Origin of the sequence: Shewanella goraebulensis (assembly GCF_030252245.1) — a bacterium.
In the GTDB taxonomy this organism is placed as follows: Bacteria; Pseudomonadota; Gammaproteobacteria; order Enterobacterales; family Shewanellaceae; genus Shewanella; species Shewanella goraebulensis.
In genome coordinates this window covers 1114812-1135618 of the sequence record NZ_CP126972.1, presented here as the reverse complement: position 1 = coordinate 1135618, position 20807 = coordinate 1114812, and the positions used below count along the sequence as shown (strand labels likewise).

At 40.5% G+C, this 20807-nt stretch carries 13 protein-coding genes; 3 read left to right on the top strand and 10 right to left on the bottom strand.

Annotation, left to right across the window (positions count from 1 at the left end; all coding sequences use genetic code 11):
* Positions 1-16: 16 nt before the first annotated feature.
* The 4 genes from QPX86_RS04635 to QPX86_RS04620 all read right to left on the bottom strand — a co-directional run bounded on the left by QPX86_RS04635 (position 17) and on the right by QPX86_RS04620 (position 8955).
* On the bottom strand, positions 17-1111 hold the full coding sequence (locus QPX86_RS04635) for a response regulator (protein ID WP_220753204.1): 1095 nt from the start codon (positions 1109-1111) through the stop codon (positions 17-19).
* Positions 1112-1153: 42 nt separating this feature from the next.
* Complete coding sequence (locus tag QPX86_RS04630) at positions 1154-7018, bottom strand: response regulator (protein ID WP_285164482.1); 5865 nt, start codon at positions 7016-7018, stop codon at positions 1154-1156.
* 259 nt (positions 7019-7277) lie between these two features.
* A complete protein-coding gene (locus QPX86_RS04625; RefSeq protein ID WP_285164481.1) occupies positions 7278-8180 on the bottom strand; it encodes a DMT family transporter in 903 nt (300 codons plus the stop codon).
* 274 nt (positions 8181-8454) lie between these two features.
* Positions 8455-8955 carry a VF530 family protein gene (locus QPX86_RS04620; RefSeq protein WP_285164480.1) on the bottom strand — a complete coding sequence of 167 codons (501 nt, stop codon included), beginning with the start codon at positions 8953-8955 and terminating at the stop codon, positions 8455-8457.
* A 312-nt stretch (positions 8956-9267) separates the two neighbouring features.
* Here QPX86_RS04620 and QPX86_RS04615 point away from each other — a divergent pair, with 312 nt between their 5' ends.
* Together QPX86_RS04615 and QPX86_RS04610 are read left to right on the top strand one after the other, a co-directional pair.
* Positions 9268-10122 (top strand): PA4780 family RIO1-like protein kinase, encoded by an 855-nt coding sequence (locus tag QPX86_RS04615; protein ID WP_285164479.1) that lies wholly within the window; start codon positions 9268-9270, stop codon positions 10120-10122.
* A 407-nt stretch (positions 10123-10529) separates the two neighbouring features.
* Positions 10530-11774, top strand: a complete 1245-nt coding sequence (locus tag QPX86_RS04610; protein WP_285164478.1) for a 4Fe-4S binding protein — start codon at positions 10530-10532, stop codon at positions 11772-11774.
* A gap of 106 nt (positions 11775-11880) precedes the next feature.
* Here QPX86_RS04610 and QPX86_RS04605 read toward each other — a convergent pair whose 3' ends face one another.
* The 5 genes from QPX86_RS04605 to QPX86_RS04585 all read right to left on the bottom strand — a co-directional run bounded on the left by QPX86_RS04605 (position 11881) and on the right by QPX86_RS04585 (position 17600).
* Entirely contained in the window at positions 11881-13491 is a 1611-nt protein-coding gene (locus QPX86_RS04605; RefSeq protein WP_285165135.1) for an ABC-F family ATPase, read from the bottom strand.
* Between the two features lie 191 nt (positions 13492-13682).
* On the bottom strand, positions 13683-14540 hold the full coding sequence (mepA, locus tag QPX86_RS04600; protein WP_285164477.1) for a penicillin-insensitive murein endopeptidase: 858 nt from the start codon (positions 14538-14540) through the stop codon (positions 13683-13685).
* 238 nt (positions 14541-14778) lie between these two features.
* Positions 14779-15201, bottom strand: coding sequence for a ribosome recycling factor family protein (locus QPX86_RS04595; RefSeq protein WP_220753210.1), 423 nt, complete (start codon positions 15199-15201; stop codon positions 14779-14781).
* A gap of 20 nt (positions 15202-15221) precedes the next feature.
* Entirely contained in the window at positions 15222-15782 is a 561-nt protein-coding gene (locus QPX86_RS04590; protein ID WP_285164476.1) for a sugar O-acetyltransferase, read from the bottom strand.
* Positions 15783-16046: 264 nt separating this feature from the next.
* Positions 16047-17600, bottom strand: coding sequence for an ammonia-forming cytochrome c nitrite reductase subunit c552 (locus tag QPX86_RS04585; RefSeq protein WP_285164475.1), 1554 nt, complete (start codon positions 17598-17600; stop codon positions 16047-16049).
* 830 nt (positions 17601-18430) lie between these two features.
* On the opposite strand from QPX86_RS04585, the gene QPX86_RS04580 reads away from it, so the two are divergent.
* A complete protein-coding gene (locus QPX86_RS04580; RefSeq protein ID WP_220755710.1) occupies positions 18431-19102 on the top strand; it encodes a DedA family protein in 672 nt (223 codons plus the stop codon).
* Between the two features lie 56 nt (positions 19103-19158).
* Here the strand turns inward: QPX86_RS04580 and QPX86_RS04575 are convergent, their stop codons facing one another.
* Entirely contained in the window at positions 19159-20076 is a 918-nt protein-coding gene (locus QPX86_RS04575; RefSeq protein ID WP_285164474.1) for a LysR family transcriptional regulator, read from the bottom strand.
* Positions 20077-20807 lie beyond the last annotated feature (731 nt).

Sequence of the window (20807 nt, the reverse complement as noted above, 5' to 3'; positions counted from 1 at the left end):
GCTATTAAATTGCACTTCACGACTCTTCATCAAAAAATTGTTTTGCAATGTCATTAAATTCATCAGTGATTTCCATAAAGCAATCGACCATAATTGGGTCAAAATGGCTGCCTTTACCTTCTAAAATGATACTCACTGCTTTTTCATGGGTAAATGAAGGTTTATAAACCCGTTTACTAATCAGTGCATCGTAAACATCCGCTACAGCCATTAATCTTGCTGATAACGGAATAGCTTCACCTGCTAACCCTTCTGGGTAACCTGAACCATCCCATTTTTCTTGATGAGAATAGGCGATTTCTTTGGCAAACACTAAGAAGTTATCAGCCACATTCATGGACTTCTCCGCCGCCGAAATAGCATCTCTACCATAGGTGGTATGCTTCTTCATGATTTCAAACTCTTCATCGGTCAGCTTACCTGGTTTAAGTAAGATGCTATCTTCAATGCCCACTTTACCGATATCGTGTAGCGGTGCCGACTTATACATGGCAGTTATAACTTCCGGTGTTAGAATATCGCTAAAGCCTTCTTTTTTAGCCAATTGTTTAGCCAGTACTCTGACGTAGTGCTGGGTACGACGAATATGGTTGCCTGTTTCAGGGTCACGCGATTCAGCTAATGCCCCCATCGCCACCATCGCCACATCTTGTATTTCAGCTAATTGCTTAGTGCGTTCAATAACACGCTCCTCAAGGATTTCATTTTGACGCGCCATGAGATCACGGGAAGCTTTTAACAGTAAATGATTTTTCACTCGCTCTTTCAAAATTGCAGGGCTAATGGGCTTGGTAATATAATCCACAGCGCCAAGTGCTAGGCCTTTAGTTTCATCTTCTTCTTGCACTTTTGCGGTTAAGAATATAACAGGTATATCTTGGGTTTCTTCATTCGATTTTAATGTCTTACAGACTTCGTAACCGTCCATTTCAGGCATCATGACATCAAGTAGAATTAAGTCAGGCTTTCGTTTTTCGATAATTTTTAATGCAACTTTGCCACTTAATGCTGCTTGTATAAGATAATCTTGCGATAGCACCCCTTTTACCACTTCAATGTTGGTCGCTGTATCATCAACGGCAAGTATTGTTGCTTTTTTAACTTCAACCATTTCCCTATCCCTATCGATATTGATTGCTTCTTTATCCGTAAATTAGTGCTCTAATGTAGCGATTAACTGCTTAATTTGCGCTTCTGCTGCTTCAAAGTCATACTCGCCAAGCGTGCTATGCAATGCCTCTAGCTGCTGATTTATGCTCGCTTTCAGCTCTTTTTCCAATAATGTTTCAACACTGTCTACCACGGTGGCGTCAAAATCTTCTATTTGTGCTTCTATTGCTTTAAGTGGTTCAAGCAGAGCCTCAGAGCTCATTGTCACAGTGTTGATATCACCACTCTCAGCTGTTAATTGTTCAATGGTTTCTTGTTTAAATTGTTCAAGTAAGACTTCAGCTTCATCAAAATCATACTCTGATAACGCAGCATGTAGCTTCAAACCAAAGTGCTGTTCAAGCCCTTTAGTTGACTCGAGTAGCATATCTAATTGATCTACTGCGGTACTATCTAGAAGCTCAATTTGCTCCCTTAACTTTTCACACTGCAACTCAAATTGCGCATTAGAAATCGACAAGGTGTGTTCTGTTGTTGATGTTGGTGCTGTTATCGCCATTTCAATTGTCGATACCATCTTACTGATTTGGATCTGAGACTCACTCATAAGCCTTTCTATTTCTTCATTAAGAGCACACTCATCATCTTGTTTTTGCACATTAAGGGCTGATTCAAGTTTAGCTGCTGGCGGCACAACAAAACTCGCCCCAATATTACCAGCCACCCCTTTAATCGTATGGATTGCTATAATTGCGGAAGTTATATCATTTTCAGCAATGGCATCAGCAACTCTTTGAATCGCATCCGCCTCTCTGGCAGCGACTTTTTTCAACATTTTACGGTAAGTTTTTTCATTCCCAGATAGACGTTCAAGTGCTGCACTAACATCAAAATCAGGTAAATCGAGCGTACTTACTTCAGCTGAAGCCTCTGCATCTGATGGCTCTTCTGTGGCTATTTCCTGCCATGTTTTCCCTGTCGGTTCGATCCATTTAGCTAAGGTTTTATACACTTCCTGTGGGTTTATTGGCTTCGGAATATGATCGTTCATTCCTGCATCTGTACATTTTTCTTTATCTCCACTCATTGCATTGGCTGTCATTGCAATAATCGGGATAGATTGCCTATTCGCTTGTAACCTAATTGCTCTGGTCGCTTCATACCCATCCATAACTGGCATTTGAATGTCCATCAAAATAGCGTCGTACTCAAAGGCTAGACTCATTGACACCGCTTCTTCGCCATTCCATGCAGAAGAAACCTTGATACCTGCCATATTGAGCAGTTCAATCGCAATCTCTTGGTTAATATCATTATCTTCAACCAATAGTACATGAGCACCGACAATGTCTTTAGCCGCTGAAATATTCAACTTGTCACTGTTTGATTTCGGTTTTATCAGTGACTTTTTCCCCATAACACTCATCACGGTATCTAATAATGTAGAGGCACTAACCGGTTTAGTGATGGCACTATCTAAGCCTATATCACTGGCTTTTTTAAGCATCTCGTCTCTATCGTAGGCAGTGACTATCACCATCTTAGGCAAGGCTGATAAAGTCTCGTTAGTATTAATTGATCTACACAGGTCTAACCCGTCCATTTGAGGCATTTTCCAATCAGCAAGCACTAACTGATATGGAGCCCCCTTCTCATCTGCTTCTTGTATTTTTTCTATTGCTTCATGGCCAGAGGCTGCAACATCGGGTAAGAAACCTAAACTCTCAGATAAAGTAAATAAAATTTCACGAGCTGCGACACTGTCATCAACAATAAGCACTGGAAGGTTTAAAAGACTTGTCGAAGAAGCTGGCTGAACAATGCTGTTTGAGTCAGACAATAGGAACTTAGCCGTGAATAAAAATGTGCTTCCTTCTCCTTGTATACTTTCAACCCAGATATCACCTTGCATCATTTCTGTCAGTGTTTTACTGATTGTTAGCCCTAAACCAGTTCCACCGTATTTGCGCGTCGTCGAAGCATCGGCCTGACTGAATGACTTGAACAACTTAGCCTGTTGTTCAGGGCTCATACCGATCCCAGTGTCTCTCACTGAGAACTCGACAAAAATTTCATCCTCTTGCTTCTCAAGCAACTTGGCTTTTACAATAATTTCGCCAGAATCTGTGAACTTAACGGCATTATTTGCCAAGTTAATTAACACCTGACCAAGTCTGAGCGGATCACCTTTTAAGCTCACGGGTAAATTAGGGTCAACATCGATGAGTAATTCAAGTCCTTTTTGCTGGATCTTATGAGAGATAATTTCCACCAAACTATCGAAACTTTCAGTAAGATTAAAAGGAGTCACCTCGAGTTCTAACTTGCCAGCTTCAATTTTAGAAAAGTCTAAAATATCATTGATAATGCCCAGCAATGATTCTGCAGAATTTTGAATTTTTCTCACATAATCAGATTGTTTACGGGTCAGCTCTGTTTGCTGAGTCAAATAGCTCATGCCAATAATGGCATTCATTGGGGTACGAATTTCATGACTCATATTAGCTAAAAAGTCACTTTTAGCTTGGGTCGCTTCATCTGCTGTTTTGACCGCTAATTCGAGCTTTCTGGCATTCTCTTTTTCGTTGGTGATATCAATAAAGTTACCCACTAAACCACCTGGGTTATCATTGCTATCTTTAAATCCCGTCACCCAATAAAGTGTGTCGTGCATATTGCCATCAGCAAATGGCATCATCACTTCTCTTTTAATGGTTTTCTGGTTCGCAATGATATCAACATCTTCGGCATGGTATTGAAGACGGTCTTCTTCGCTTAAGTAAGCTAAGTCAGTCACTTTCAGACCGATAAGATCCTTCGAATTAACAGCGAATATATCTTCATAAGCTTTGTTAAATCCTAAGAATTTTCCTTCAGCATCTTTAAAAAATAATGGAATAGGTACTGTATCAATCAGCAATTGTTGCAGTTTCATTTGCTCTGCTAAAGAACGAGTCGCCGCTTCGGCCCGTTGTTTTGCGTCTTTTAACACTTGTTCAGCTTCTTTACGCTGAGTCGTGTCCCTGACGATTCCGGTAAAGATATGTTCCTTTTCGATATTGGCTTCACCAATTGCTACTTCAATAGTGATTTCCATACCGTTTTTGCATATGCCTGTTAATTCATAAATCGAACGCTCATGACCTTCAAGCTTGTCTTGTAAATATTGAGTTTGGAATGGTGGTTGGATAATGGCTTCGATATTACTTTGCACGAGTTCGTTTGCAGAGTAGCCAAAAATTTGCTCTGCTGCCGGACTAAACTCTTCGATAAGCCCTTGCTCATTAACCACAATAATACCGTCAGAGGCATTATCAATGATGGTGCGGTTACGCAGCATAGTCACTTGCAGTGCTTCTGTACGATCTTTTACTAAGCTCTCTAACTCATGACGCGAACGAGTTAATGCCCGCGTGGCCCGCGTACCTACTCTAAGAGTAAATAAGGTACTGCCAAGTAGTAAAGTTAATGAGATAAATACAACTGCCCAAAGCGTATTTTTAAATGTCGTAATCAGCGCAAATGACTCATCAAAATCAACCTCTGCAGCTAAGCCCATGTTTAAGCGCTCATCCCATAGCCAGCTTCCTACAACTTTCACGCCTCGATAGTCATTGTATCCCTCAAGGTTAAATCCAGAGTTTTTGTTACTAATTTCACTCGCCATCTTAGTGGGCAGCCAATTAGGATTAGCTGGAATTTTCTCGTCTGCCTCTAATAAATTAATCACTGGATCGGCAATTCTGATGTTTAAAGACGCCTGTTGATTATCGTCAATTAACCCAATATCTTTTAACTGACTTGCAAATCGAACATTCGATAACAATACCCCAGTCTTATCTACGGCATAGGTTTCGCCACTGTGGCCGATGAAGCCAGCAGAGAGAATGGATGAAAAGACCCCTTTAAAATTGACTCGCTTAGTTAAAATAGCAATCACTTGATTGTCACTATTGACCACAGGTGAAGCAAAAAACATGGTTGAAGGCTTATCATCCACACTGCTATTTACGTTCTCAGAAAAATACACATCAGAGCGAATAGGCGGAATAAACACATTTTCGCCTGCCAATACTTGTTGTAACAATTCTGGGCGATGTTGTTGGATAAGATTAATATCGCCAATATTAGAGTTACGACGGGAAGAAAGGCTGATCATGTCCGGTGAAATAATAAAGAAACCATAAGAACCGGGCTCCCCTTCTCGATCACTAAAAAACTTCCTGACTTGGGATTGAATCGGTGCTTCCAACAACGAGTCACGGCTTCTTGGGATCACCAGTAGTTGTTCAACCATTGACACGAGTTCTTTATTTTTACCGACTTGTTCCAGACTATTTAACTCATAATCTACCCAAAAAAATAATCGCTGATGCGTTGAAGTCAGAAGAGTATTTAAGTTGTACTCCACTTCAGTGCGATTTAGTTTTTCCACATAGGTTGAAATCATGGCGATGATGGCAATGAGCACAATCGATAGCACTGTTAATCCAATATAAATGCCCCTTTTGAAGTGATTCGAACCAAATTTATTGGCTAATTCTTTATCGCTGGCTTTCAAAATACGCGAACTAAAAAGTGTTGTTAATACCAAGAGTCCCACTACTACAAATATCACTGTTAATAGCGAATCAATGAGCTTAGGCTCTTGGTTTTCTTCCACCTCTGTCCCCGTTGTTAACCAATCATTTTTGGTCAACATCAAATCCCTTAATTTCAGAGAGTCTAAACCTTTTTGTAATATTGAATGCAATAAAGGATGTTGGTTATGACTATATAAATGTACTGATGTAGGCGGAAATATATCTTCGTTAATTGACCTCAGAGTCTCAGAATCATTGCGTAAACTCATCGCATGTTGAATTGCTAACTCTGAATCGAGCAATGCATCCACTTCACCTAAAAGCACTTTATTAATTGAGTCTTCCATCGATATGGTTTCAACAATGGTGATATCTGGGTATAGCTTCTGTAGCTTACCAATAGAGGTATATCCCTGTGGAACAGCCACCTTAGCGTTAATTAAATCAAGGCTGCCTTTAAAGTGACTGTTACTATCTTTGACATGAAATAACTCGCGTACTAAAAAGAAAGGCGTGGTGAACTGACCAAATTGTTTACGATCTTCTTCCATATAAGCATCGGGAATTAAATCGACTTTTCCCTGCTTAAACAATTCAATATTGCTGTTCCATTCCCCTTCGACGATATCAAGTTTTAAGCCAGTATTTGCGACGATTTTATTAACAATAGCACCAGCCAATCCGCCAATGGTGCCATCCTCAAGCATGAATAGCATCGGAGGCCAATTGTCGATAGCAATAATCACTTTATTATTGTCAATCCATTCCTGTTCTTCGTCAGTAAGAAAAGGCTGTTCAGTGGTGCTCAAAGCACCTGTACGTTGCTGAACAGTTTCGGCAAACTCCAATAGTAACGCTAAAAAGTTTTGTTTAAGCTCATGGTATTCATCACTGTTAATCGTCTCCATAGCTTGTTTACGTTGACCTGATTTAATTGACGCAATAGTTTGCGCTTCAAGTGCTACGAGTCGGTCGTTAATTTTTTCCAGTTTGAGTATAAGCTGTTCATCTTCGGGGTTTTGTCGAGACAGTAACGCATTGATGAGTTTGCCCAGCTTAGGTTCATTTTCGTGATAACGATTAAGCCACTTTTCGTCCTCTGAAAAAGCGTAACTTAATACTGATGAGGTAAGTATTTCATCATAATACTTAAGCTCTGTAGTCAGGGTTTTTAACTCCCCTTTCGACAAATGTTGTTTATAAGCTTCAGGAAGAGGTTCAGCGTGAGATAAAGAAAAACCTGAGCACAATACCATTAAAAAAATGCCAATAATAACTGTGTATAAGCGGCGATATTGCAGAGTAATCGAAAGGCCGGAGAACATGGTATAGCATCCTTGTCGCATGAAGTGAGCAACACAAAATTTACACATAAATGAAAGCGTTAACAAGTGTTAATCATTTTAGTGAATATAGATAAACTTATGATTTAAATAATTATATATTAGCAAACACACCTACATAGACTAATAAGGTAATAGTGCAATGTTCTTCCATATAAACTTCTCACTTAAGCCTACTTTTCCAGAGAATGATACTAGAAAAGCTACTTTTCATAAATTTGTATTGGCTTGAATTTATAGACTAGCATTTTTGCCACAACCTGCCATCAATAGCTGATAATCCCAATGCAATAAGCAGCATGCCAACAAAATGTATCGCCTCTAACGATTCGTTTAAAAATACTGAGCCTAATAAAATGGCAGAAGCTGGCACCATTAATGTCACTAACAATACATTGGTGGCACCAGCGATTTCGAGAATTTTAAAATAAAGCACATAGGCAATTGCCGTTGAAGCAATCGCTAATGCCGCTATTGCAGACCAAGCTTGCATACTAGTACCAGTAATATCAATCGGACCATCAACCATCAATGTAATGGGCAGTAACACAACACTTGATGCAGTCACTTGACCAGCTGCGGTAATCACTGGGCTTACCGCCATCGTTCTAAACCGACGTCCATAAACGCCAGCAAAGGCATAAGACAGCGCAGCACCTATCACTGCAAGTTGCGCTAATATACTTTCCGCACCTTCAAGTGCTGGCATGCCAATCATTACAACCACGCCTATAAAACCAATAACGACACCAAACAGCTTAAGCCTTGTCGGACGTTCATCTGGCAGTAAAAAGCCGGCAACTATGACCGCAAAAATTGGCGTAGCAGCATTTAAAATAGCAGCTAGCCCTGAGGCAATTTGGGTTTGCCCCCATACTATCAGCACAAAAGGAATGGCGTTATTAAGTAACCCCATCCCTAAAAATGCTAACCAAATTCTGGGGGCTTTAGGTGGTTTATGGCCTAAAATGGTCGCAATCAGCCATAAGGTCACTGCGGCAATGGCTACTCGTAACGTCACGATGGTAAGCGGTGGCAACTCATTAACCACAACCCCAATAAAGAAAAAAGACCCGCCCCATAATATGGAGAGCACAATCAGCATCGCCCAAATACGTCCACTCATTGCATTTGAAATTGTCATCACTGGCCTTGGTATATTAGCTTCCTTAATTCATACTAACCGCAAGCGACCAACAACTCATCTTAAATTGACTTGCATTACCAATATTATGGCTCTTGTTTGAATTTAGCGACTACCATACAACTTATTAGATATTTAAAAGTAGGGAGTAGAACAATAGATTTGGACACTTGGCGTGGGTTTAAAAGGCAGTGATTTTACTGAGTTCAATTCGCTTACTAATGCCTTAGCGAACGAATTGAACGACAAACTAATAATACATTAAACTGGCTAACTACTTACCCCAAGGGTTACTCGGGTCTTGTGACGGTGCAGGCCGATTTTTATCACTACGCTTGTTTTGTGCATAGTTATCTTGCGCTCTGGGTTTATCTTTACCGTATTTTTTAGGGCGACTATCATTACGCTTCATTTCTTCGTAATCAGCAGTGGCCTTTTCACGCATTTCTGCAATCAGTTCAACTGTCAGCTCTTGCGGCTTACGTGGCACGATGCCATCAGCAAAGCCACGCTCACGGGGTTTTAGCTCAAACTGGGCAGCACTGCCTTTAGGCATGCTTTTAAAACGATACAGATAAAAGCTTTCAACTCGCTCTCTGGCCCATTCGGTTTTCTTTAAAAACTTAAGGCATGACTCTAAGCTAGGATTATTGTTAAAACACTCTAAACGCAATGCTGCGTACAAAATCTTCCAATCATAAAAGTCCACTAACTCAGACACCATGGTTTCTGACTTTAAACCATGCAGCGGGTTATTTTGTTGTAATTCAATCATGAGAGATCCCAGTAACCGACTATGCGGTATCGATAATGCCAATAAGAAACAAATAAGAAAATAATAATAGTCAGCTAAATAAATGCTTGCTCATCCAATAAACCGTCACAAATCTAACCATTTTGGCCGATTCAGGCATTAATTATCACTAACTTCAATTTAATACACTAATGATAGCAAGCAACCGCCTAGCTTAGCTATCACAAGCCTATGTTTAAGCTCAAAAGCTTAATATCAATCAAAGCTAATCTTTTATGTCAATTCTATAGATTGAGCATTCCATATAGTGACTAATTACGGTATAACGACGCAATGAAAATCCCGAAACGAATCCAACCTCTGGTTGAAGAAGGCTTAGTCGACGACGTCCTGCGCCAATTAATGAGCGGCAAGGAAGCCAGTGTTTATGTTGTGCGCTGCGGCGATGATATTCGCTGCGCCAAAGTCTATAAAGATGTTGATAAGCGCAGCTTTAAACAAGCGGTTCAATACCAAGAAGGACGAAAGGTCCGCAATAGCCGCCGTGCTCGAGCGATGGAGAAAGGCTCTAAGTTCGGCCGAGATCAGCAAGAAGAAGCTTGGCAAAACGCCGAAGTTGATGCGCTATATAAATTAGCCGCTGCGGGCGTTCGCGTGCCTGAGCCTTATGGATGTTTTTCTGGTGTACTGCTGATGGAACTCGTCACCGACACTGATGGCGTTGTCGCGCCAAGATTAAACGATGTCGTGTTCTCACATGAGGACGCGGTTCGCGATCACGCCAGTATGATTGAATACGCGAAACTAATGTTATGTGCTGGGCTCATACACGGTGACCTATCAGAATTTAATGTATTGGTTGATGATAAAGGCCCGGTAATTATCGACTTGCCCCAAGCGGTTGATGCTGCAGCCAACAACAACGCAATATGGATGTTCGCCCGAGATGTGAACAACATGACAAACTACTACAGCCAGTTTGCCCCAGAGCTTGCTAACACCCAATACGCCAAAGAGATGTGGGCATTATTTGAAGCAGGAGAACTAACGCCAGACACTGAACTTACAGGTGAATTTGCAGAAAGTGAACACTTAGCCGATGTTGACTCTGTGCTTGAAGAAATCAACGCAGCACGGGAAGAAGAGCAAGAAAGACTGCAGCGCATTATTGATGCGAATGAAGATTGATGCGAATGAAGATTGATGCCAATGAATATTGATGCCAATGAAGATTGTTAAGCGAAACCTGAATGCAAACCATATCTACCAGCGAGTAAAGCAACTAACTCACTCGCTTTGGCAACCATAAAACACGACTAAAATAATCGCTAAAGCAATCACTAAAGCCCAAGCGTGTTGAACATTGGGCTTTCATCATAAAGTCAGCCTATTTAGCTAAGCTCCCCCCTCCTATCAAATCAATTTGAAAATACTACCCCTGTTAACAATGTTAATTTCAGGTTAGTGATATTGCGCATTTTATTTGTGGTTTTTATATTAAATTTACGAACTCATTCACAATCTGAAATGGGATAACGAACTTAGATTAGCGAGCTTGGCTCTCATAAGCACTTACACAATAAATAAGTCATCTTATGAGTACTATCGAATCAATCACCTTAATGCTAGCGCTAGTCTATAGCATCAGTTTACTTTACTGGAGTAAACAAAAATGGGGCGCGGCTATTAGCGCTGCATTACTTGGCTCTGCGCTGTTAATGACTCTCCATTGGCCGTTATTTGTCGGCCTAGTCGTGGCACTGGTTGCGGTGACAATGTTAAATAAGTTTCAACCAGCACTGGCCCAAGGCGGCGCTGCTGCTGGCGAAGGCTCAAGAGGCAATAACAAAGCCAACCAATTACGAGAAATGATAAGGCACTTACTGGCGTTATCTATGCTGCTTGTTGGGGTACAATTTGCCATCAATTCCGCCATGCTTAAAGCCGGAGTCGAACCCATATTGGTTCGTCCAGATATTGGCGATGCCTTTTTACCGATTGCAGGCGGAATAGAACTAAAAGCCATTTTAGGGCTGGGGTTATGGGATAAAAATCACCCTTCTGCAGCCGTCATGTTAGTAGTGGTTTTACTCACTGGCTTGTTATGTAAGCGCGCCTTTTGCGGCTGGGCATGCCCACTTGGGTTAGCTGGCGATTACCTTTATGCCTTTAGAAAGAAGTTCATCAAACAAGAGTTTGCTCCACCAGCTTGGTTAGACTGGATACTACGCATGCTTAAATACTTGCTAATGGCAGCGCTGATTATATTAGTCTTCACAATGCCACTTGCCAGTATCCCGAATTACCTCGATGGTTATTATCACAAAGTCGCGGACTTAAAGATGGCGCTGTTTTTCTTAAAACCTACCATCATAAGCCTTATCTGTTTCAGTATTATTCTTGGTATTGCCGCTTGGAAGAAACAAGGATTTTGCCGATACATTTGCCCTTATGGTGCATTTTTAGGGCTACTCAGTTTTTTAAGTCCGTTCAAAATACGCCGCACCACTGAACAATGTTTAATTGAAGGCAAAGGTATGAAGTGCGATAAATGTACTCGCGCTTGTCCAGCTAACATTATCGTTCACACTCAAACGACAATTCGTAGCGACGAGTGCCAAGCCTGTATGAAGTGCATCTCCGCCTGCCCTAAACAAGAGGCGCTGCATCTTAGCACTCGTTGGGGAACTAAAATGTCAGCCAGAGGCTTAACAATATTACTGCTGTCATTACTATTTATGATCCCACTTTGGGCATATGTTGGTGGTTTTTGGCATAGCGAAACCCCAACAGAAATAAGAATGATGTTAATACAACATTTAGGCAGTATTGGTCATTAAGGTTGATAGCTCATTTAAATAAGTGATTATTAATCATAAAAAATGCCGCGAACCATAAGGTTAGCGGCATTGATACTAGCTAGGCTTATTGCCTTTTGAATCAGTTTTATTTTTTAGCGAGCGCCGCAGCTTCTGCTTGGCTTGCTAAGTACTCATCAAAAGTACCGTGGAAGCTCACTAACTGTTTATCTTTAACATCAATAATGTGCGTAGCCAGTGATGATACAAACTCACGATCATGGCTGACAAAAATTAACGTGCCTTCAAACAGTTTAAGGGCATTGTTTAACGCTTCAATCGCTTCCATATCCATGTGGTTGGTTGGTTCATCCATCACTAACACGTTAACGTCTTGCATCATTAACTTGCCGTATAACAGACGGTTTTTCTCACCACCTGAACAGTTTTTGGCTTTCTTGTTGGCATCGTCTTCAGTGAATAACAAACGCCCTAACATACCGCGAACCATTAAGTCGTTATGTTTAGGAGTACGCCACTGCGACATCCAATCAAACAAAGACAAGTCATTATCAAAGTCTTTGCTGCTGTCCTGTGGGCAGTAACCAATCGCTGCATTTTCAGACCACTTAATAGTACCGTTATTGTTTGCTAATTCATTAACTAAACAACGCAGTAATGTGGTTTTACCGACACCGTTTTCACCAATAACTGCAAGCTTAGCGCCCGCTTCTAAAATTAAGTCACCGCCTTCGAATAAGCTTTCGCCATCAAAGCCGTGGCCCAGTTCTTCTAATACCAAAGCTTGACGATGCATTTTTTTACTTTCATCAAAACGCAGTGAAGGCGTCATACGGCTTGATGACTTCACTTCATCTAAACTGATTTTGTCCAGCTTTTTAGCACGTGAGCTTGCTTGTTTCGCTTTAGATGCATTGGCACCAAAACGGTTAACGAAGTCTTGTAGCTCTGCCATTTCAGCACTTTTCTTGGCGTTGCCCGCTAATAACTGCTCCTGAATAAGACCCGCCGCTTCAAGGAAGTATTCGTAATTACCTGGGTAAATACGCAACTCACCGTAATCGATGTCAGCCATGTGCGTACATACTGAATTCAAGAAATGTCTATCATGTGAAATGATAATCATGGTGCACTTACGCTTGTTAAGCTCACCTGCTAACCAAGAAATGGTATGAATATCCAAGTTGTTGGTAGGTTCATCAAGTAACAAAATATCTGGATTTGAGAATAGTGCTTGCGCCAGTAATACCCTTAATTTCCAGCCTGGTGCAACTTGTTGCATCAAGCCAAAATGGAAGCTTTCTTCGATACCTGCTTCTAGTAAAATCTCACCTGCGCGAGACTCTGCACTGTAGCCATCCATCTCAGCAAACTCACTTTCAAGATCGGCCACTTTCATGCCGTCTTCTTCGCTCATTTCTGGTAGTGAGTAAATGCGGTCACGCTCTTGCTTCACTTCCCATAGTTTTGCATCACCCATGATCACAGTATCAACCACACTGTACTGCTCGAATGCGAACTGATCTTGGCTCAATGTACCGACTTTCAAACCGGGAGTAATTGAGACATTACCTGAACTCGGTGCTAACGCGCCGCTAAGGATTTTCATGAATGTTGATTTACCACAACCATTAGCACCAATTAGACCATAACGGTTGCCGTGGCCAAATTTAGCGGAGATATTTTCAAACAATGGCTCAGCGCCAAACTGCATAGTGATGTTGTTTGTACTAATGATAGTGGTAACCCTCGGGGTAAATAGTCGAATTAATGAGCTTTAAAAGCAGCGCGGCAGTATACAGATTATGCAGTTTATTAGATAGGGGAATAATCAGGAAATATGAGCACAAAAGAAGTTTTAAAATGAACCTGGATGCATAAGCGTTGCAATAACAAATATCTTAGCCACTGCTCTAATCTGTGTCTTAGTTACTGAGGCGCTGCCAAAGTTAACGGCTGACATTGTAGTGGCTTAACCTTTAACGGTTTGGGTTTAGCAGGCTGATTGTTATCAACGGCTTTTTTAGGGGCCGACTTTGCGATATAAAATTGTTGTTTCCACCATTCAATATCTTCACAACCATCACCAGGCTTAATAGGTTGTTGCGGTTTGCAGTCGCTACTCGCCTCAGGACAAGTTAGGCGAACATGCATATGCGCACTATGTCCCCACCAAGGGCGTACTTTATGTAGCCAAGTATCACCATCATTTCGTTCATTGCACAATTGCTGTTTAATTGCGCCATTAACAAAAATTCGGGCAACGCGGGGATCTTGAGCCGCCGTTTTAATCATCTCTTTATGCTGAGGTTGCCATGCAGCAGTATCTAGAGCGAATTCTTGGCTATCTACAACGGTGAGTGCACGGGGAGACTTTAACTCTTTGGCTGTAAGCGGCTGCGCAGTTAATCTAAGCCAAATATCAACATCTAAACCAGTTTGATGGCTACTATGACCGTAGTCGAACTGCCCGCCTCGAGGCATCGACATATCGCCAACAAGGATTTGCTCAACACCTTTTTTTTGCATGTCTTGAGCAAATTGCTGCACAAAACTCACAAGATAAGGATGGCCATAATAGCGTTGTCGCTGCGGTCTAATGACTTGAAACCCTTTGCCTGATAAGGGCAAAGCTTCTGCGCCAGATAAACAGCCATTTGCGTACTCACCAATCGCTGCAGGGCTACCCTCAAAAGGGAGCTTTGCATGCTCCCAAGGATTAAAACGTCCATGTGTATTTGCGCTAACCATAATCAGTATCACGCCTACTACTAACGATAAGTTCACTATGTTGGCTCTCTTGAATGAATAGTTAACGAGAAATAGCAGCACAAGGTTTTGCGCTAGAACTCATTCCAATTAATACAAGTGTAGAGGGGAATATCAACAAGGTTTGAATGATTTAATAAAAACGTTTAAAAACAGCTGAAAACGTTTATTAAAGCGAGCGAATATCTGCAACTAGCTATTCGTTACCTTAAACCTTTTACAAAGAACTATTACAAAGAACTATTACAAAAGAGCACTACCAAGTATCCGCTTCAAAACGCGCGGTTCTGGCTTGCGCTTCAGTGCATTGAGTCAGTTGAATGAGTTCAGCCAATGTAATACTCGGGGTTTCAGTAATTAAACGAATCAGTTTTGCTTCTAAGGGTTCTAACTTATCAGCATGACCTAAGAGTGCGGTTTCGATTTTTTGAATCAAATACCTGAACTCACTTGAGCTGAGTTTTATTTCAGTTAATTCATCTTGACCGTAGGTTTTAAGTTGATTATTGAATGACTGCACCTTAATCGCCTCGCCTACCAGACTCCAATTACGTGAGCGGCGCACGCGCTTGAGTTCACAACCATGCTTAGTGGCAATGGCTTTAGCTTGATTAGCTGTTTCTCTACCAATGCGATGAATAAGTGAAGGTAGAGCAATCGTGATAGCCTCTTTATGCATATAAAATTGCGCTAATGTCCTTATGATTCATTTTCTATTAAATGGCGAATCAACTTAGCAGGAGTACCGCCGTAAAGACAGTCTGCAGGCACATCTTTTGTCACTACAGAATTGGCTGCTATCACTGAACGCGCTCCAATAGTGACCCCTTGATTAATGATGACATTGCCACCAATCCACACATCGTTTGCTATCACGATCGGTAAGCAGTAGGTTTCCCAGTTCTTACGCTGGCGATAGTCTAGGTCGTGACTTGCTGAATAAAACTGTGCATTAGGTCCAATCAGGACGTTGTCACCAATGGTAATAAAGCTGCCATCGAGCATGGTGACATTTAGATTAATAAAGCTGTTATCACCTATTGAAATCGTTTTGCCAAACTCACATGAAAAAGGTGAACGAATGACACTGCCCTCACCAAAGTGAGCAAATAAGCGCTTAAATAGCCCAACACGACTTGCATCATCAACGGTCTGATTAAGCTCTACTAGCCTCAAGGTTGCATCATCACGCATAGCATTTAATTCTCTATCGCCACCATTAAATGCCTGACCTTGGGTCATCTTTTCAAACTCTGTCATATCTTTACCTCAACTACTTTGTAATTCATTCTCAGACTACGCAGGTGCTACCCCTCATTCAGTTCAGCAAGATAATATCGCGGATTAATGCCTAGTGTTTTGAATAAACCCGCAAATCACTTTTTCTCTAATAAAAAATGAAAAAATATTGAGCAATAAAAATGCCAGTCAATTTACATCGACTGGCATTAGGCTGTAACAGTAGTTGATTTGAACGGTGATAGTGGAGAGTCTATTTTTTCAAATCACACTGTTTAAACTTAATTACTTAAGTTCTACTGGCCATTCTTTTTCAACACGCTTTTCTAGGAACAATTCTTTCGACGCTTTCATTGCTTCTAAATCAAGACCGACAAGAGGTTGAACTTTAGCTTTAGTGTCGTACTTAGTTGCATCGAATTTGTACTCTGGAGCGTATTTTTTCAGTAACGCATCAGCTTCAACAATTGCTGCATCTAAAATGCCGTTTGATTTTTCTAACAAACGAATTGCTTCAGCAGGGTTATGAGCATGGATACCATGTGACGCTGTTGCGCTATCCCAGAACCACTGTGCATTTCTAACTTTAGTCAGTAAGCTATTCATTTCGCCCGCTAAAGGCGTTTTCGCTTTTAGTGCAGCTTCGTAATTACCTTTTGCTTCAGCAATACCTTTACCTGCTTCAAGACCTTTGATGCCATTTGCAGACCAAATTGCTTGCGCTTTAAAATGAACCTCAGTCAAACGAGGGTCTGTACCGTCAGCTTCAAAACGTAGCTTGTTGATTTCAGCTTTACGCTCATCTAGGATTTCAGTGAAATCTTCGGCTTCATGACAGCTTTGGCAATTATCAGGCAATGTTGCCGCTTCGAAGGTCACTTTATGGTTAGAATACTCACCGCCTTTGGCATTTTCAGCTTTAGGCATATGACAAGTCGTACAACCAAACTCTAAATGGCTATCCATCGCATGCTCAGTACGATCTAACATGTTTTCAAACTCAGGATGCTGAGCTTTAATCATTGGCGCGCCAGATACAGCATTGGTCCAATCTTTAAAGTTTCGGCTATCAAAGTATGCAAGTTGCGCTTCAGCAGCAAAACCTTCATATAAACCGTCTGTACCTTTGTATCCAACAAACTCTTTATAGTCTGTGTTCACACCTGGCACCCAGTAATCCCATGGGTATTTCACTTTCTTGTCATCAGTACCGTCAAAGTAGTACTCAACATGACATTGGGCACAAGTTTGACTTGCTTGCATAGTTGCGTCTTGCTTAGTGAAATCTTTGCCAATCTCTTTCATTGCACGATCGGCATAAGGGCGGCTCAATCTCACATCTTCTTTGCCTAATTCATGACAATCAGCACAACCAATGGTGTTCGACATTTCATGGCCCCAAGCAGACCATGCATTGTCTGAAAACTTGCCTTCACCAACTTCATCATACATGCGTGCTACATCAGGGGTTTTACATGACCAACAACTTGCAGCCATTGCTTCACCGACCATTTTACCGTCATGACCGACCATTGGATGGCCTACACGTAAGGTTTTAATAATATCAGTTAGCGCAAAGTGATGCCCACGAGCACGATTGTAGTCTTTAGCGAAACCATAACCCGCCCAAGCACTGACTAAGTTTGGGTTGCTTGCAAGTAAATCATCAAGCTTGCCTGAAGCTGGCGTGCTTTCTTCTGTTTCAGCCCAAGTTTTATATTGCTCTGGGAAAGTTTTTTGCCAGTTTTCACTTTTATATAAATCGACTTCGCCAGCAACGCTATAACCGGTAAATGCGGTTGTAAGCATCACTGCAACTGCTAGTTTTCTTAATTTCATCATCATTCCTCATTAGGATTATTATTGTGTTGGAATTTATATCCCCTGCAAATTACCAAACACATTTTTAGTAAACTCATGAAAGCAACTACTACTTTTTGAGAATTTTTAAATTTATAATTTAAAAAATTTAAACTAATTATTATCATAATAAGGACGGTGAGATAGGCGCTTACTTTATTAATGTGACCCCATACAAACCAACCTAATTTACTTGTCACACATCAAACTTTTACCCATAAAAGAAATACCCCTTTAGGGGTAGTAGCTCTACTTGTAAATGCTCAGGTAATGCTCGACATTTAACCAACTAGGTTTTATTTACACACTTTTGTGATAGCGTTATGCTGAATAAAAACAAGAGCAACAATAAAAACACTAATAAACAGTAACTTAAAAATTTAAACTTATATAAAATAATTAATCTTCTGAATCTTAACTTAGTAACATTCTTAATATTCCAATGTCACAAAAAAGATATAATCCCTATTCACGTCAAGTTTTGAGTAAGTAGAAAACATCAATAAATAAATTTAAAGTCATTTACTAGATCAATATCATTAACTCAACCTTAATTAATTATTAATTAAAAATAATTCATAATATTTAACTTTAAAATTAGCAAATAATATAATAAAAAACACTAAATTAGCTTTAGGTTGAAATAACAATTTGTCACATTAGTTAATAAATACACCTCCTAAACATGACTGTTAATTAATAATAAAATGTCATATTGAGTGATATCCTATTCAAATAAAGAGTTAATAGAAATGCCAAAGGTTATTGGTTTAATCATCTTAGCTAGAGATTTAGTGTGAGGATATTCAATGTTTGATGTAATGCTTTCAATTTGGTATCAAGACTTTGACGCCTTACTGGAAACGGTTTCAATTCATCATCTAATGCTGATGTTAGCTCTAATTTTATTTTTAGAGTCCAGCTTTGTTTTCTTGCCACTTCCTGGGGATGGATTAGTACTGTTTGTAGGTGGCTTAGTCGGATTAGGCGTTGTTGATCTGCAATATGCTTTTTTACTATTAACCTTCACTGCTGGACTCGGTTCATGCATCGCATATATACAAGGCAAGTGGCTTTCGCATCACCCTATAGTGAGTAAAATAGAAAAAGGTTTACCTGAGAACACCCTAGAAAGAGCCTCAAACTTACTTGAAAAGTATGGCTTTTTAGCGTTATTTTTCTCTCGTTTTATCCCATTTGTCAGAGTATTAACTCCAATGATTATGGGCGTTAGACAACTCGGCGTTAAACGGACTGTATTAATGAGTTTTACCAGCGCAATGATATGGACAACAACACTTCTTTTAATAGGCCAATGGGTGATGAACAACCCTCTTCTAAGTGATTATCAAGAGACCTTAAACAAAGCATTTTTAATTGTAAGCATGAGTTTAATGCTATCTGCAACCATTGCGATGTTGGTGCGATTTTCAAAAAAAACCAAGCAGCAAAAACTCACTGTACCTCTGAAAAAAAGATAAAATGGGCGCTTCAACTAACGGCTAGATCACTGTTATTACATATCAACATTACTCTTTTATATCAGACCTTTGCTGCGTATTGTTGCAAGTATTGTTTCGGTTTTTTCTCGGAACATGTCTCTTAATAAACGTACAGTAGGGGTAATTGACTGACGACTAGGACAAACTAGCCATAACTCAGTAGATTTAGGTTTATAGTCAGGCATAAGATTAACGACATTGCCAGCAAGCAAATCACTAGACATATCAAGGGAGGATTTAATTGCCACACCTTTCCCAGCAACGCACCAACGCCTGACGATATCGCCATCATTTGAAGCGCGATTACCCCTCAACTTAATTTTATGCTCAGTGTTATCTTGAGTTAATACCCATTCATCTTGCAAGATATCTTGCAGCTGATAAAGCAGACCATTGCATTCCATAAGAGCTTTTGGATCCTTTGGCATTCCCTGTTTAGTGACATAATCAGGACTCGCACAAATCACCCTTGGCACATCACAAATCTTAAAACCGTACATCGTGGCATCATTAGGTGAGCCATATCGCAGCGCCATATCCACCGAATCACGATAAAAATCAATGTTGCTATCACTGATACTACTTCGAAGCGCGACCTTAGGATATTGAGTTAGAAACTCATCCAACCAAGGGTTGATTAGATTTCTACCTAAATCAGATGATAAGGCAATGCGGATTTCACCATCAATGATGCCTGAATCCTCACGAATATTGAGCTTGGCTTGTTCAAGCGTTTTTAGTGCTTGCTCACATTGAGGTAGATAACGCTCTCCTGCAGTGGAGAGCCTTAGGTGGCGAGTGGTCCTGACAAACAATTCTGCGCCCAACGAGGCTTCAACACGTTTAACTGCAGCACTCGCTGTCGCTGTGCGCATATCTAAGTTCGTGGCTGCGGCAGTAATACTGCGAAACTCGGCAACTTTAAGTATCACCTGAAGATCTTCGAGAAGCATAATTTGACCATGATTATTAGAAACTGCATTAATCATATGCAGTAATGATTAATGTACCAAACCTTATTATCAATTTATATTTGATAATAATTTAAAAGATAAGTGCTTTTTATTTAATGTACTAACAGCCAGTCACTCAGCCGTGATAAGCCTTTTTTACTAAAATATTGAATCTTTAAGTATGCAAAGAACAGAAGCTGCAACGCATTTATGCCCCACAAAGCGGTGAGCTATTTTAAAAACAACGTCGTGGCGATTTTCAACAAATAAAGCAACATCAAAGGATTCCATCCAGTTTTAACTTCGTTTGTAGACTAAATCACTTCAGTAAAGATAACACCAAGATCAAAGTCGTGGCGCTTCGCCCACACCAGAGCAAGAAGGGTGAAACTGCTCACCCCTCTTGCATCACCCCAGCAGCCCCGGCGAAATTTTCTGGAAAACGAAAGATTTCCAACGGGGGATTATCCAGCTTTGAAATTCGTTTATAGATTAGTTAGGTTTCTCAACATTTTATCTTTTAAGGTTGTCACAATTACAGTCAAATCGAAGAGAAAATAACCCCAGTGTAGATGCGTTCAAGACCTTCGAAAACAAGGCGAAGTTTCATAGTGTGAAACGCTCTGAGCGAGAGGCATGGATGCTGAACTGGTCGTTTAACATGGATGTTATTTGTTTTCGCAGAGCCCACATGGATGTGTTTACGGCGTGTCTTGGATGCGTCTGCACAT